A 14,489-nucleotide genomic window follows, 5' to 3' on the forward strand; every position below is an offset into this window, starting at 1 on the left:
CGACCGCAACCTGCTGCTGGCCGAGCTGACCGGCGACGCCGTCGACACGATCGTTGCCCTGGCCGGACCGGGCGCGGGGGCACCGTTCGTCACCGAACTGCGGCATTTCGGCGGCGCCTACGCCCGTCCGCCGAAGGTCCCCAACTGTGTCGGTGGACGCGATGCGGTCTTCTCTGTCTTCACGGGCGCCGTCCCGGAGACCGAGGTGCTCCGGCGGCGCGATGACCTGCTGGCCGGGCTGCACCCCTGGAGCACCGGAGGAACCAACCTCAACTTCGCCGGCGTCGAGGACATCGGCCCAGGCCGCGTGCGCGCCGCCTACGCCCCTGCTGACTTCGACCGGCTGAGGACCCTCAAGGCCCGTCACGACCCCGACAACATGTTCCGGATCAACTTCAACATTCCGCCGAAGGAGTCTTTGACATGACCGCAACGGAGGAGGGATCCCAGTGACCCCAAGTGAAGGATCGGACCTCACCGAGCTGGTCAACGTCGGCCGATCCGTGGCCGGATACTTCGAGCGCATCGGCATCACCAGGATCGCGCAGCTGGCGGACCGGGACCCGATCGAGCTGTACGAACGGATGTCGGCCGCCTTCGGCGAGCGACTCGACCCGTGCCTACTCGACACCGTCATGTCCGCCGTGGACCAAGCCGAAGGGCGACCCGCCCGCCCATGGTGGCACTACACCCCACAGCGCAAACGGCTGCTGACCCAGCGTACGTCAGGGGCCTCATGCAGGCAGTCGCCCGTGGCCTGAGGCCTGTTTTGAAGTGAGGTGAGCGGCTAGCCGGCCTGGTGGGCGATCTGGATCAGGTTGCCGCAGGTGTCATCGAGCACGGCCGTGGTCACCGGGCCCATGTCGACGGGCTCCTGGGTGAAGCGCACGCCGAGGCACCGGCCCTCGCGCCCGGTCTCGACCAGGCCGGCGGTCTCGAGAACGTCCAGGTGCTGCGAGATCGCCTGCCGCGACGAGCCGAGATGGTGCTTGGTCGTCAGGCGGGAACAGATCTCGAAGAGCGTCTGGCCGTTCCTTCGGAACCAGTGACTCCGCGCTGTCCAAACATCGTCGCCACCGCCCACGTGCCACAGGAGCGACCCGATCAGCACACCCAGGACATCAGGCTCCGGGAATCGCGACCTGAATGGCGATCAGGCTGGCGTCGCGGGCGGCCGTCCGCGCCCCTTCGTCGAAGTCGGGCGCGGCGCAGGCGAAGAGAGTCTTCCCATGAGAGCCGCCGAGGGCGCACGCGAAGACGGGGGTTCCGGGACTGACCTCGTCAACGATCTCGCCTCCTTCGATGACGCGGAGTAGTCGCCCGCCGGTGCCGTCGGCGATCCACAGCGCACCTTCCGAGTCGAGGCAGGAGCCGTCGGGTGCGACCGAGATTTGCGGCAGGACTTTCTCGATGTCCCGCTGGGTGGGCAGAGGGCCGAACTCCGCCCACGTACGGCGGTTGGCGAGCCGTCCGTCCTGGGTCAGGTCAAAGGCCGTGACGCGGTTGCCAAAGGTCTCGTTGACGAGGAGTACCCCGTCTTTCGTGATCACGCTTCCATTGGGAAACCAGAGGTCGGTGGCGACCTCGGTCACCGTGCCGTCGGAGTCGGCTCGGTGCAGGGCGGCCGGCTCGAGCGGGGCTCCTCCCATGAGGTCGAAGCCGAAGTTGCCCACGTAGGCCCTGCCGTGGGCGTCGACGGTCATGTCGTTGAGATGGCCGGTGGCGTGTCGGCTCAGATCGGCGTGAGTGACGAGGGTGCCATCGGGCTCGCGTCGCAGAATCTTGCGGTCGCGCATGGACACGATCAGCAGCCGACCGTCGGGCAGCCAGCCCAGTCCGGAGGGCTGCTGCGGTACAGCGGCCTCGAGACGCAGGTCGGAGCCGTCCTCGCGGGCGGAGAGCACCCGGTGGGTGTAGAAGTCGGAGAACCAGATCCGCTCGTCGTGCCAGCGCGGCCCCTCGAGGTATGAGAAACCATCGATCAGCGTGGCTGCTGTATCGGCCATGCTCGTTCTCCTTCGGAATTGAGCCTGTGGACATGGGGCACGCGGGTCAGGTCATCAGCTTGGCCAGCTCGAGCATCTCGGCCTCCGGATCGACCACGGGCTGGATGACGATCTCGTCTACGCCGGCTTTCTCCATGGCCACGATGCGCTCGAGCAACTGCGGGCGAGTGCCGATCAGCGCCAGCTTGTCCACCAGCGACGGCACGATCAGGTCACGGTCCCCGGGCTCGATGCGACCGAGGTAGTTGCGGTAAAGCGTGGCGTGCCGGCCCGGGTCGGCCGCCGTCGTGCCGCGCCGCTCCAGCAGCCGCCGCATGGCATCGGCCTCCTCCGGCTCCAGTGACTCGCCGAACGACGGGTTGTCGGCGGCGAAGGTCAACAGCGCCATCGCGATGTGACCCATTTTGTCCCTGGCCAGGTCGCTGTAGCGGTCCTCGCTGTCGCCGAGCACGTGCAGCGAGGTCATGACGTAGGAGTCGATCTCCTCCGGCCGGCCGGCCTCGCGCGCGGCCTGTCGGCGCGTCGCGTCGAACGCGGTCCACGCCTCCGGAGCGAGCAGCCCGAAGGAGATGACCCCGGCGCCGCGACGCCCAGCGATCGCGGCGGCCTTGAGCCCGAACGCGGCCACCACGAACTCCACGGGGTCGGCGGTGTTCACGTACGGGCCGACGTGCAGGAACTTGATCGTCCGAGTGCGCTCGCCCTCGGTGTACACGGTTTCTCGGCCGGCCGTGAGGTCCTGCATCGACGCGGTGAACGCCTCCAACTCCGCCATCTTGGTCGGTAGCATGCCCAGCGTCCGCCGCGCCGTGTTACCGGTGCCGATTCCGCAGATCACACGGCCCGGGGCGATCGCGTTCAAGCTCGACACGGCGGCCGCCGCGGCCGGCGACGAGCGCAGTGCCGGCGAGGTGACGCCGATTCCCAGCTTGATGCGGCTGGTCGCCTTCGCGCACAGCGCCAGCGAGATGAACGGGTCTCCGTTGACCATCGGCGTGTCGTAGACCCAGAAGCTGCTGAACCCCAGCTCCTCGGCTCGCACGGCAAGATCCTCGACCCCCGGCCGGGCAGTGACCACGATTCCGGTGCGCATGGATTCTCCTCGTCGTCGGAGAAGCAAGATCATCCCTGCTGACTAAGCGCATAGTCACATTTTGTGGTAAACGTGTCAAGGCTCACAAGACACACAAGGCACAGCCACGCGTACGGACCTCAGTATCGGATGCGTTGCCGTTGCCGAGCTGGCAGCGAAGTTTAGGATCAGCACGACAGGATCGGGAGAGGCAGTCTCAGCATGCCCAAACGGCAGGCGCGCTTCACGCCGCAGGACATGGCGGGCGACCCCCGGATACAGGACGAGTCCCCCAATCTGTGGGGCGAGGAGTTCGGCGACGTCAAGCGCGGTTTGCTGACCTCAGCCGTGCGGTGCTTCGCCGTCAACGGCTTTCACGCCACAACCACCCGGGACATCTCGACCGGTGTCGGGTTGAGCCCGGCCGCGCTCTACGTGCACTTCCCCACCAAAGAGCTCGTGCTCTATGCGATCAGCAAGATCGGACACGAGCGCGCGCTCGCCTACGTCCGGGCGCCGGAGACCGAGCGAACCGCCGGAACCGCGGAACGGCTCCGCGTAATGATCGCCCGGCACGTTGCCTGGCACGCGCGCCATCACGTGGCGGCGCGAGTCTGCCAGTACGAACTGCGCGGACTGAGCCCCGAGCACTACGACGAGATCCGCGACCTGCGCCATCAACATGCCGAGGTCGTCCGTGACGCCGTCACCCGCGGCGTCGCTGACGGCACGTTCTCACCCGTCGACGTCGACCGGGTCGTGCGCGCCATGCTCTCTCTCGGCATAGACCTCGTCCGCTGGTACCGGCTGGATGGCCCCGACTCTCCCGAGCAGCTCGGCGAGTTCTACGCCGACCTCGCACTGAAAATGGTGCTGTACCCCGTGCCGGGCGAACACCTCGCGCCCGGGCCTGCCGGACGGCGCAACGTACGACGACCAGGCCGTTCCACGGTCACAGCGGATGAGTAGTGCAAGAGTCACGCGCATCTGCGCAAGCGCAGCGCCCTGCTGCGTACGGCCAAGGTGGGCGACCTGGACGGGTGATCGCCGGGTCACGTCTCCTCGCGCCGGTACGGGTCGTCGTGTGCCCCGCGGCTGCGGAGGCGGCGGGTCGCGCCCCACAGCGCGCCACCGGCCAGGACGAGATCGAAAGCCAGCCCGTACGGCCACACCGCACCGACATCGTCCACCCTGCCGGGCCCGTTCTCGGGCACGGACGACCCGCCGCGCCACTGCCGCGCACTGTTCCCGAGTTGCGCGAGCACATCGGGAGCAGCCGATTCCTCGAACGTGAACACCTCGTAATCGGAGGTCCGTGGCATCGCGTCAGTCACCACGATGGCGGGATTGGGCGCCAGCAACCACCAGATGCGCTCGGTATGCACCTCGTCGAACGCACTCCCCTCGATGGCCGGGGGACTCCTGGGGACGAACCTCTGCGCCATCGCGAATGCGATCCCCGTCCCGAACAGCAGCATGCACACCGCGAAGTAGGACAGCGGGACGGCGGCATCGCGGACCACCAGCACCGACAAGGCGACCGACAGCGCGCTCACGACCCCGGTCATCAGTGCCGTCATCCCCATGGCGACCAGCGCGCGGCCGATCTCCAGCCCGTCCAGGGCGGGGCCCAGCACGGCACCGGGAAGCGCGAGCAGGAGCAGCAGCACGCCCGTTCCCCATGCCGCGGCGAACCGGCCCAGCATGATGTCACCTGGTGCCGGCCGGGCGTGCATCGACCCGGCGAGAGTGCCGTGGTCCCGCTCCCCTGCAGCCGGGCGACCGCCGAATGCGGGCACGATCAGCAGGACCGACACCAGCACGAGCAGCCATAGCCCGCTGAAGACGAGGACGGCGTCGTCGTACCGTTCCCACGCCTCCTCACCCGATGCGGTGAGGGCGGACAGCAGGCCCAGCCCGTTGACGACGCCGAACCACACCAGCAACAGCAGTTTCCAGCGCCAGGTCCGCAGCCGGGTTGAAATCGTCTGCCGGGCCACCAGCCCGATTCCGTACGGTGTCATCGCCCACCCATGAATGAACAGTAACCACCGGTCCCTGCGGATACCGGCGTTCGGCTCCGTTATCGGGAACGAGAGCCGAGCGGACATCCGCGTAATCCGCCACCACGCACGCGGCCGTCGATGTGATCCCTGATCGCGCTGCCGCCCCGTTGGCGGCGTGGTTGGCAGCAATCACCGCCAGCGCGGCGCTAATGTATCGGTGATGCTGAGACATATGACCACGACGGATTTGACAGGGAAGCAGGCTGGCGGGTCGCGCGTGGCCGAGGCCGCGTATGTGGCTGCGGGTGGGTTCGGTAAGGCCAACTATGACGAGGTCGCTGCTTACCTGGATCCTGAGGTCGTATTGCATCAGGCCCCCGGGTTGCCGTTCACGGGAACGGGGACATGGCGGGGTCGTGACGGCATGGAGCGGTTCCTGCCACGTTCAGCGAGGTTTGGTAGTCGATGGAGTTCTTGGAGCAGGAGCATTGGGGCGAAGGTGACACTGTCGTCGTGCGGAACCGGGTGCGCTTCCGTGCCCGTGCTACCGGCCAAGAGGTCGACGCCCTGATCATGCAACTGATCACCGTTAGGAACGGGCGTATGCTCGAATGCCTCCCGTTCTACTGGGATCCCTCCGCCATCGCTGACGCTTGCACCTGCCAGCCACTCAGTGACTGATCGTTTTCAGGAAGGCGCACGATGCCAAGCGGTTCCGTCTCCTCTACCGATCATCTGCATGCGGAGGTGCACGCAAGGCTGCTGCGGCTGCGCGGCCATGTACCGGAGGACTTTGCCTTGCGGCACTGGGTGGCGTCCACGCCTGCGGGCGAGTATCCGGTTCCTCCGTCCGTCCAGGCGCTCTTGGCCGTCACCTGGCCGGAGGAGCAGTCCCTGCGCAGGAACGACGAGTTCGAATGGGAGGTCGGCCTTCCCGCCGGCGGTGAGGCCGAGGCCGGGCTGGTGGTCGAGGACCGTGCCTGGTACACGGTCGGCTATGACGAGGGGCAGTGGTACCTGCTGGTCGACCTGGCCGAGGCCGCGACGACGAGCGACCCGCTCATCTACCGGGTCGACCATGAGGGCCGCCAGCCAGTGCCGAGAGGAGACCGCCTCTCTGAGGTGCTTTCCGATCTGAAATGGTCGACGGCCGCTATCGAGTTCGGCCGCGCATGCGCGGCAGGCGATGTGGAGACCGTCCGCAGGGCCCTCGAAGGCGGAGCCCGGACAGGGCGTCTGGACGCATCCGGGATCACGCCCCTGCATCTGGCCGCGATCTCCGGGTCCGTCGACATCGTGCGAGCCCTCCTCGATGCCGGAGCCGAACCGGGTGCCGCGATAACCGCTGACGCCAAATTCACCGATTTCCAGGCCATCTGGGAGACCTATTTCGAGACGTACCGCGGTGTCCAGACCGACATCGATCCCCTCCGGTGTGCGCTCTATCCCGGCATTACCCCTCTGCACACCGCCCTGCGCAATCTCCGCGTCGACGAGGTGCGCGGATCTGTACCCGAGATGGTCACAGTGCTGCTCGCCGCGGGCGCAGACCCGCACGCGACCAACTCGGAAGGCTGGAACTGCGCCGACACCGTCTACGAGATGAAGTTCAACGAGAGGTTGATCGATGTGCCGCAGGTACGCGAGTGCCTCCAGATACTGTACGAAGCCGGAGCCGAACTCCTCGCCTACGCCGACTTCCCCGACGCCGAGGACTGAGGTCGGCGGCCAGAGTCAACACACTCCGACCGGCGCACCGCACCACTACGGCGACCTGCCGGACAAGGGCAGGCTCAGGCATCGCAGCCTGGATCCAGGCAGGTCGTCAGGCGCAGCGACGATTCCCCTATCTCGCCTTGGTCGGCCCAGAGCACCTGCGGCCGTCCAGCCGAGTCCACCTTGATGTCCATCGGTCCAGGACCACTCTTGACCCGGGCGACCGGCACCGTCTTACGACGGAGGCATCCGAGGTCATCGCAGGAGATGAGGACGACGTTATGGTGCGCGAGATCATAGGTCGCCACCACGGGTCGTCCTGCCGGATCGAGGGTGAGGGCGGGCCACGGCCGCTCGGTGCCAGGTCCGGTGAGCGCCGTGATGTCGGCCTGTGCGCACTCCGGGGTACGGCAGCGCAGCAGACGCGCAGCCCCGGTCCGCACATCTCGATAGGCGATCACGGGGTGATCGTCTGGTGGGACGGCCACCGAGATCCCGTCCGTGCTGTTGTCACCGATCCGCGCGCCACCTCCGTACCGGGTGACCACCGGGTGTGCGCAGGCGACGGTTCGGCAGCGCATCACGACCACTTCACCGGTCGACTGGTCCTCAAGGGCCACGACCGGATCGCCGTCGCGTCCCGCGGCGACTGCGAGCGGTCGGTGGTAGTCGGAGAATTTGAGGGCACTCCGATCGATGGTGACGACGGTGACGCGCGGTTTGGAGCAGTGCGCGTCCGCGCAGTGAGTGAGACGAACCCACGCCAGGGACGTGTCGCCTGGCACGCCCGTCCTGTTGACGAAGGATGTGTCGGCGATCAATATGCCATCCGGGGTCGTAGTCATCGCCGCCGCGGTGCCGAAGGTCGAATGCGCCTTGCCGTCACGAGGCCGGCGGTCCAGAACGGGCGCTGTTTCAAGGCCTTCGCAGCTCATGGCGCACTGGACGAGGTGTAGATCAACGCCCATGTGCCAGGCGGCCAGCAGGACAGAGCCGTCAGGCATGGCCACCGAGCCCATCTCTCGGTTCGTCAGGTTGGAAAGGTTCTGATCGCGGCCCACGGCGCAGGAACGGTCGGCACAGATTCGCATGATGCTGGGTCCGACAGAGTCTGTGGCGAGTGCGATCGGGTGACCTTCAGTGGGCAGCTGCAACGCCACGTGGTCGACATAGTCGGCGGCCAGCACATGATCGGTGGTCGTGGCGAGTCCGAAAGGATTGCTTCCGACATAGCCGGCGTACAACAGGCCGGGCAACGCCATGAGCACGATCAGGAACACGCGCCGCCGCGGATGGGCCGCCGTGTGCACCCTGATGGGTCGCTGCACGATTTCGTGTAGATCGAGCGGTTCGCCCCTTCTGCCGTGATCCGGGTACCACTGGTTCAGCGTCGTGACCGCCAGTGTGGCCGCCTGGAACGGCACGATGAGCGCGCACACCACACTGAGCGCGACCAAGCCGATCGCGTCATCGACGAGTCCGGAGCGCGGCGGCAACGCCCACCATGTTCCAGCGACGGCCACGCCCGGGATCACCAGCACACCCACCGCGAGCGCAACCGTGTCGGAGGTCCGCCGCCACCGGGTGAGCCGCCAGGCACGCCCGATCGCGCTGAACGGGCCGCCGTCCTCGAGGACGGCGATGGGCAGCGAGAGCAGGATCCACAGTGATATCGCCAAGACCGTGATGATCAACGCCTGCCCGAGCCAGGCGTACCGGTCCGGGGCGACCCACTCGTGCGATATCCAGGCCAGCAGGCCGGCTCGCGCGGCCACGGTCACCGCCACCACGACCAGCGCTACCACGACCCCCGTGCCGAGACCCGGGTACCGGCGCACCGTGTGCTGGAGGGCGCTCTTAGTGGAGAGCGCGTGCCCCATCTGCAATCCGGCCACCAGGACCACCGTCGCCACGACCGCGAGGACGAAGCCGACCACCATCAACGCCGCACCGACGATCGCGGCCGCCATCGCGAGCCGCGAGGACATGGGCCATATGGCAGGGGCACCGTTGACGATCAGGCCATCCTGCGTGAAGACCACGGCAAGTACAGCGATCAGAGCCGAACCAAGCGGCACCAAGAGCACGACCGCCGGGACCAGTAGGGCTCCTAGGCGCCGAGCCGCAATGTAGTAGGCCAGACCGACCACGCCGAACGCACCGCGGGCTTCAACCGTTACCTCGGTACCGGCGGTGGTCTCCTCGGCGAGGATCGATTCGACCCCCGGGGTTTCACTCATCCACTGCCCTCGCATGCGGTCGACCGAATCAGGTGGTGACGTAAATCTAAGCATGCCAGGCGCCTAAACGCGGAACTCGACGTGTCAATCCCCTTAAAGCGTGGAGACGTTGTTATGCCACTTCGGCCCTGAGCTGGGCCGTTGATGCTCTTCGTGCTTGTGCCATCTGACGTTCGAATGTGATCGGGGCGAGCCCGTCGTTGGCGGTGTGCCTCCGGCTGGTGTTGTAGAAGTCGGCGATCCACGTCGCGGCTTTGATGCGGGCCTCGGCGCGGGTGGTGAAGGTCTGCCGGTGGGCGAACTCGACCTTCAACGTGCTGTTGAACGCCTCGGCGGCGGCGTTGTCGAGCGCGCACCCGACCCGCCCCATTGACTGCACGACGCCCAAGGCCCGGCAGGCCGCTGCGGTCTTGGCCGCGGTGTATTCGCTGCCGCGGTCGGTGTGGAAGATCACCCCATCGACGTCCTCGCCTCTGACTGTGGCCGCCATCTGCAAAGACGCCACCACCAGGGCCGCGTCGTGGTGGGCCGACATCGCGTGACCGAGCATCCGGCGAGAGAACAGGTCCTCGGTCGTCGCAAGGTAGAGCGGCCCTTCTGCGGTGTCGATCTGTGTCACGTCCCCGCACCGCAACACGTCCGGGGCCACAGCGTTGAGCTTCACCCAGTTGTGCAGCGTGTAGGGACTGATCCCCAGATCCCGCGCGACCTGCGCGACGGGCTTGCCGGTCTCCTTGACGATCCGTACCGCTCCTGCCCGGAACTCCGCATCAAACCGGCGTCTCTTGCCTGCCACGACCCAACCATCTCTCTGGTTCAGGTCTCCACGCTACGAGGGGAAGCACAGACGGCAGATCCCCCGCCGGTGTCCGATTGGCGACCGCCCATTGCCACGCCTGGCGTTGCGGCCCAGACGCCAGAGACTCCGATTGCGGCCACGAGCGCTACACCTAACCCTGTCACGTGGTGAGGTTGACGCTCGCCCCTGGAGGGGACAGGAGTGCCACCTTCTCGCCCTGCTTCACAACGGCGACGAGCTGCCCGCCGCAGTTCGAGCTCGAATAGACGTGGGCGGTGACCATGGTTCCGGCGCCCCCTCCGGGGAACGTGTTGGCGATCGAGCGGAGCGGCAATGTCGAGTTCACGCAACCCGCACCAACGGGGAAGGTCCTCATCGCCCCCGTGAAATTGGCTCCGTTCCATCCGCAGATCGAGTTCGTTGGACAGTACTGCGGAACGGCCGCGGCCGCCGGAGTGTCCCCCGTGCTCGCCCGGGCGGAGTCACGCGACGTTTCCGCTGCCAGACCAGCCGGCCCCACTCCGAGAACGGTCGCCGAGGCCGCCATGACGACGGTAAGTACGGCTCTTTTCACAACATCCCCTTCCGGAAGGACTTCGCTATCTCCAGACGGGTGCAAGTCAAGCTGCCGATGGCTTCAGATCTGTTTCAGATCGGCTTCACGACCTGGGCCGCCTCTTTGTCCAGCTGATAGGACGTCACTGGAGGACCGGCAACCTCTCACCCTCACCGGCCTGGGTGAGCTGCTGGTCTGTGAAACCGGGACGAGCCCCAGCCGCTTGGTCGACCGGCTCGTCAGCGCCGGGCTGATCAACCGTGAAGCCGCTGAGCACGAAGTCGACGCGAAGTGGTAGGTGGTCCGAGGGTTCTGTCAGTGACGGCATCGCGGTGTCGGGAGAGAGCTTGGGCAGGGTTCCGGGGTGCGGGGCCAGTCGGTCCGCGGAGAACAGCAGGTAGTCGAGTTGCGTGGTCGGCCATTGATGGCGCACGTGTCCCACGGCCGCTGGTTCCTCCTGCAGGCACAGCAGGTCGGCGCCGAGTTCCTCGATGCAAAAGGGGCGTGGCGCCGGCCGGGGTCGAGGTCCAGGGACGTGGAAAGGGGATAACGATCGCCGTGGACATAGGACTGGGCGAGGACGTTATAGGTCACGGTGGTGAAGGTCTTCATGTGGCGCACGGTACTGATCGACTCGGGGGGCACGGTAGGACCTGTTCTCGGACATGATCGTGAACGAAACCCAGCGCCGCTGGTCGTCGTCAGGCACAACCCGCACATCGCAAGGAATCCGGCACTCCGGGTTCGGGATCGCGGCTGATCACGTCCACCGCAGTGAGTTTTCAGTGACCAGGAAACCCAACGGGTGACCAAGACCGCAGAACTGGACACTGGAGGAGTGGGTACGTCGCCGTAAGACCTCGCAGGTGCTGGGTGGCGAAGCGGATCATCGCGTCGGCAGGCTTAGCCGAGCGCACGCTCATATTCACGCCGAAGCTCGTTAAGGTCCGAAGCTACGGGCTCTCTGCCGTTCAGCGTAGCGCGGAGCATGTCCAAGTCGGCATGCAAATGTGGGGCGTTGGCGATCGCGATGGTGCGTAGCTCAGTGAACACCGTCAAGGTGAGCCGGCACCCTCCGGCGCCGTTCGCTTCCAGCTGCCACCGAAGCGTCTGCGACGCCCGCGTGTACTCCAGCAGATGGGGTATATCGACCTGGATCACCCGGCCATTCACAGCAGGGAAGAGGTAGTCGTCTTTTGCCACGAAGAGAAGGTCTGCACCCTCGGTGAAGTCCAGCCGCGAGCTGCCGTAGTCGATCAGCTGGTCGAACCATTGGCTAAGGCGATCGGCTCCGGTGATCGCCTGCCACACCGTCGCCTGCGGGTGGGAGTACTCGCGTTCGAACCGTAGCGCGAGCCGGCCGTCCTCCGTCGCGTCCAGAGTGCCGAGCATGGCAGGTCCTTTATCGGATTGACCATCAAACAGAGTCGCAGCGTAGCGGGTTCGCCTCGCGGAAGACATGGCGACGGCGGCGGTCTCGCCGACACAACTCTCGGATGTCTTCGCGGTGGCCCGTAGTGGTGCGTTCTTGCAGGCCCAGAAGAGATCTTCGGAATCGTTGACTCGTACAGCCCGAAGGCAGGCGCGGGCCAGCACCTGGTTCTAGTGGATGGTCCACCCGTTCGGTATCCGTAGCGGGATAAGGCTCCATTCATCGATGCTCATCGTGAGCGGCGAGCTCGCTGACAGCCGGAAGTCGCCCATGATCGTGCGAACTATGACCGCCACTCGTACTGGTCCGCTGCGGCCCTGTGTCAGGCCGCTGCCACAAGGACACCGCGTGAACTCGTCAGGTGTCAGCGGCTTCGCGGCTGGATTCCATCAGCCGTACAGCGTCCTGCGCGCATCCCCATGAGACGGTGATCCCCGCCCCGCCATGTCCGTAGTTGTGCACGCACAGCGCACCACCGGGCAGTCGCTCGGCCTCGATACGGGCGCTGGAGCGGGATGGCCGCAGTCCCACCCGGTGATCGAGGATCTTGGCATCGGCCAGTCGCGGATCGATCCGGGCGCAGCGCTTCACGATGGCCTCGGCCGTCGCCGGATCCGGAACCACGCCCCAAGCGTCCTCGCGTGCGGTACCGCCGAGGATCAGGCCGTAAGGCTGCGGCAGCGCGTAAACGGTGTCGGCCGAGTGCGGGTCGGCGGCCACGAACCACTCGTCGACACCGGGATTCTCGGCAAGGACGAGCTGTCCTTGCACGGGCCGTACGTCTGGATCGGGGACGAGCTCGCGGGCACCCAGACCGGTGCAGTTCATCACGGTGGGCGCGGCTCCGTCCGCTTGGGCGAGTGTGGCCAGTGCGCGAACCTCGATCCCACCACCGGCCGCCGTCAACCGATCCCGCAGGTAGCGCAGATGAACCGGCATGTCGATGAGCGGCGTACGCGCGCGGAGCCCGATGTCGAACCCCGCCGGAAGCTCGTCGGACGCGGCGGGACGCAGGCCCGGCACCTCTGCGGCCCACGCTCCGAGCTCCGACATCCGAAGGCCCAAGTGCGTGCCGTCGACCATGCGAACACCGGTCTCGTCCGGCCGCTCGGCCAGCCCGGTCATGACGTCGAGGGAATGCAGGGACCAGCCGCCGATCCGGCTTTCCGGCCGTATGCGGTAGGGCCACCACAGCCCGCCGGCCACCGCCGAGGTCGTGTTCTCGACCAGATCCCGGCTCCAAACCCGCACACGCCGCCCACTCTCCGCAAGGACGATCGCGGTGGTGAGCCCGATCATGCCACCGCCTACGACGATCACGTCGAAGCGCATACCGGGAACGATATCGCCGAAGAGCCGAATCGCCTTTAGCGTGGAGCCACGAACGGACTCGGTGACCTTTCGGTGAGCGCTCGTCATGGGTTCGTCCTCCGCGGTCCCCCAGGTGCAGCGGCTGACCGTGACCGGCACGCACCAGGGCCTGCCGTTCCAGGGCCTGCCCGCGACCCGGCCGGCGCGTTCGGGTGGCAGCCGTCGAGATCTCCCGGATGGGCGCGAACGGCCGATTCACACACCGGTGGACGCTGGCCGACGAGCTGGCCGTGCTGAGCCAGCTCGGTCTGCCGCCCTCCGCCGTAGTGGTGATCGGGGGGTGCTTCATGACCGGTGACCGGCCGATGCGAACAGCGGACCGATGAGCTCGCGAGCGCGGGCGTGGGACTGTTCCGGACCCTCAGGACACCGGAAAGACGGCGGACAGGCTGCGCACCCTCGGCACGAACGCGGATCTGCGCGCCGTCCTTCGACGTGACGCGGCCCCATGCGACTCCTCCAAGTGTCACCCAAGGTTTCTGGCACCGCACAAGGTCACACCGCGGAGTCCAGGCGTTCGCGCTGCTCGGCGGTCAACTCCAGTGAGACCCCCGCGACCGCCTCGTCCAGTTGCTCGACCGTGCTGACGCCGACGATCGGCGTGGCGGCCGGGTTCCCTCTGGTCAGCCACGCCAACACGACCCGGTTGCGGTTCGTGCCGGTCTCGGCGGCGATCTCGTCGAGCACCGTGAGGCGGCGGGCGGTGCCGGGGTGGTCGTACTCCGCCGGAAGCGGCTTGTCCGCGCGGGTGTAGCGGCCGCTCAGCAGCGGCGTGTACGCCCACAGCGCCATGTCCGGGTGGTGCTCCAGGTAGTGGAGCTCCTCGTCGGTGACCGCACCGAACCGGTGCACGACGGTGGGCCGGGTCCCGGGGCGCGGCTGCAGGTACGTGTGGTGCTGCTGCACCGCGGTGAAACCGGCGCTACCGTGGGCCCGCGCGATCTGCCGTGCCCGCTCGACCTGCCAGACGGGGTAGTTGGAACAGCCGAGGCGACCGACCGTACCCGCGGACACCAGCTCGTCGAAGGCGGCGACCGTCTCTTCCAGCGGTGTGGCCGGATCGGGCTTGTGGGCCCAGTACAGCTCGACGTGGTCAGTACCGAGTCGTCGGAGACTGCCCTCGATCCCGCTCTTGATCACCCTGGCCGAGAGGCCCTCGGCCGTCTCCGGGAATCGCCCGGCCACGGTCGGCTCGCAGCCCACCTTGGTGCTGATCTTGACGCGGTCACGGACGCCCGGGCGGCTTGCCAGCCAGCGCCCGAGCAACGCCTCGCCCTGCCCGCCGAAGCCG

The 14,489-nt window shown here is 67.1% G+C and carries 16 protein-coding genes; 5 read left to right on the forward strand and 11 right to left on the reverse strand.

From position 1 onward, the window contains the following. A partial coding sequence (locus tag HKK72_RS27380; RefSeq protein WP_187237317.1) for a BBE domain-containing protein occupies positions 1-427 on the forward strand: 427 nt, incomplete at its 5' end. A gap of 22 nt (positions 428-449) precedes the next feature. Beyond that, positions 450-761, forward strand: a complete 312-nt coding sequence (locus HKK72_RS27385) for a helix-hairpin-helix domain-containing protein (protein WP_222721191.1) — start codon at positions 450-452, stop codon at positions 759-761. A gap of 26 nt (positions 762-787) precedes the next feature. Here HKK72_RS27385 and HKK72_RS27390 read toward each other — a convergent pair whose 3' ends face one another. From HKK72_RS27390 to HKK72_RS27400, 3 genes are read right to left on the reverse strand one after another with little or no spacing between them, the layout of a single operon-like run. Then, complete coding sequence (locus HKK72_RS27390; RefSeq protein WP_187237331.1) at positions 788-1,093, reverse strand: helix-turn-helix domain-containing protein; 306 nt, start codon at positions 1,091-1,093, stop codon at positions 788-790. A gap of 28 nt (positions 1,094-1,121) precedes the next feature. Further along, positions 1,122-2,006 carry an SMP-30/gluconolactonase/LRE family protein gene (locus HKK72_RS27395; protein ID WP_187237318.1) on the reverse strand — a complete coding sequence of 295 codons (885 nt, stop codon included), beginning with the start codon at positions 2,004-2,006 and terminating at the stop codon, positions 1,122-1,124. 46 nt (positions 2,007-2,052) lie between these two features. After that, positions 2,053-3,099: an LLM class flavin-dependent oxidoreductase gene (locus HKK72_RS27400; protein WP_410050346.1), complete on the reverse strand. Its 1,047-nt coding sequence runs from the start codon at positions 3,097-3,099 to the stop codon at positions 2,053-2,055. A gap of 201 nt (positions 3,100-3,300) precedes the next feature. Between HKK72_RS27400 and HKK72_RS27405 the strand changes: the two genes are divergently transcribed. Next, positions 3,301-4,047 (forward strand): TetR/AcrR family transcriptional regulator, encoded by a 747-nt coding sequence (locus tag HKK72_RS27405; RefSeq protein ID WP_222721192.1) that lies wholly within the window; start codon positions 3,301-3,303, stop codon positions 4,045-4,047. Between the two features lie 83 nt (positions 4,048-4,130). Here the strand turns inward: HKK72_RS27405 and HKK72_RS27410 are convergent, their stop codons facing one another. Beyond that, the gene (locus HKK72_RS27410) at positions 4,131-5,102 is read right to left on the reverse strand and encodes a hypothetical protein (RefSeq protein ID WP_187237320.1); all 972 of its coding nucleotides are present in this window, start codon (positions 5,100-5,102) and stop codon (positions 4,131-4,133) included. A gap of 684 nt (positions 5,103-5,786) precedes the next feature. Between HKK72_RS27410 and HKK72_RS27415 the strand changes: the two genes are divergently transcribed. Beyond that, entirely contained in the window at positions 5,787-6,803 is a 1,017-nt protein-coding gene (locus tag HKK72_RS27415) for an ankyrin repeat domain-containing protein (RefSeq protein WP_187237321.1), read from the forward strand. Between the two features lie 74 nt (positions 6,804-6,877). Here the strand turns inward: HKK72_RS27415 and HKK72_RS27420 are convergent, their stop codons facing one another. The 6 genes from HKK72_RS27420 to HKK72_RS27445 form a co-directional block, all read right to left on the reverse strand. Continuing rightward, entirely contained in the window at positions 6,878-9,040 is a 2,163-nt protein-coding gene (locus HKK72_RS27420) for a hypothetical protein (RefSeq protein ID WP_187237322.1), read from the reverse strand. 112 nt (positions 9,041-9,152) lie between these two features. Beyond that, entirely contained in the window at positions 9,153-9,836 is a 684-nt protein-coding gene (locus tag HKK72_RS27425) for an IS3 family transposase (RefSeq protein WP_187237323.1), read from the reverse strand. Between the two features lie 163 nt (positions 9,837-9,999). Then, entirely contained in the window at positions 10,000-10,386 is a 387-nt protein-coding gene (locus HKK72_RS27430; RefSeq protein ID WP_261987249.1) for a peptidase inhibitor family I36 protein, read from the reverse strand. A gap of 151 nt (positions 10,387-10,537) precedes the next feature. After that, positions 10,538-10,837, reverse strand: coding sequence for a hypothetical protein (locus HKK72_RS27435; RefSeq protein ID WP_187237325.1), 300 nt, complete (start codon positions 10,835-10,837; stop codon positions 10,538-10,540). A gap of 461 nt (positions 10,838-11,298) precedes the next feature. Beyond that, on the reverse strand, positions 11,299-11,787 hold the full coding sequence (locus HKK72_RS27440) for an SRPBCC domain-containing protein (RefSeq protein ID WP_187237326.1): 489 nt from the start codon (positions 11,785-11,787) through the stop codon (positions 11,299-11,301). A gap of 397 nt (positions 11,788-12,184) precedes the next feature. Next, a complete protein-coding gene (locus HKK72_RS27445; RefSeq protein WP_187237327.1) occupies positions 12,185-13,159 on the reverse strand; it encodes an FAD-dependent oxidoreductase in 975 nt (324 codons plus the stop codon). A gap of 191 nt (positions 13,160-13,350) precedes the next feature. Between HKK72_RS27445 and HKK72_RS27450 the strand changes: the two genes are divergently transcribed. Then, positions 13,351-13,524 (forward strand): hypothetical protein, encoded by a 174-nt coding sequence (locus tag HKK72_RS27450; protein ID WP_187237328.1) that lies wholly within the window; start codon positions 13,351-13,353, stop codon positions 13,522-13,524. Positions 13,525-13,693: 169 nt separating this feature from the next. On the opposite strand, the gene HKK72_RS27455 is transcribed toward HKK72_RS27450, so the two are convergent. Next, positions 13,694-14,489, reverse strand: a 796-nt coding sequence (locus tag HKK72_RS27455) for an aldo/keto reductase (RefSeq protein ID WP_187237329.1), incomplete at its 5' end; no start/stop codon positions are given.

The sequence above is a fragment of the Actinomadura sp. HBU206391 genome (genome assembly GCF_014323665.1).
Lineage (GTDB): Bacteria > Actinomycetota > Actinomycetes > Streptosporangiales > Streptosporangiaceae > Actinomadura_C.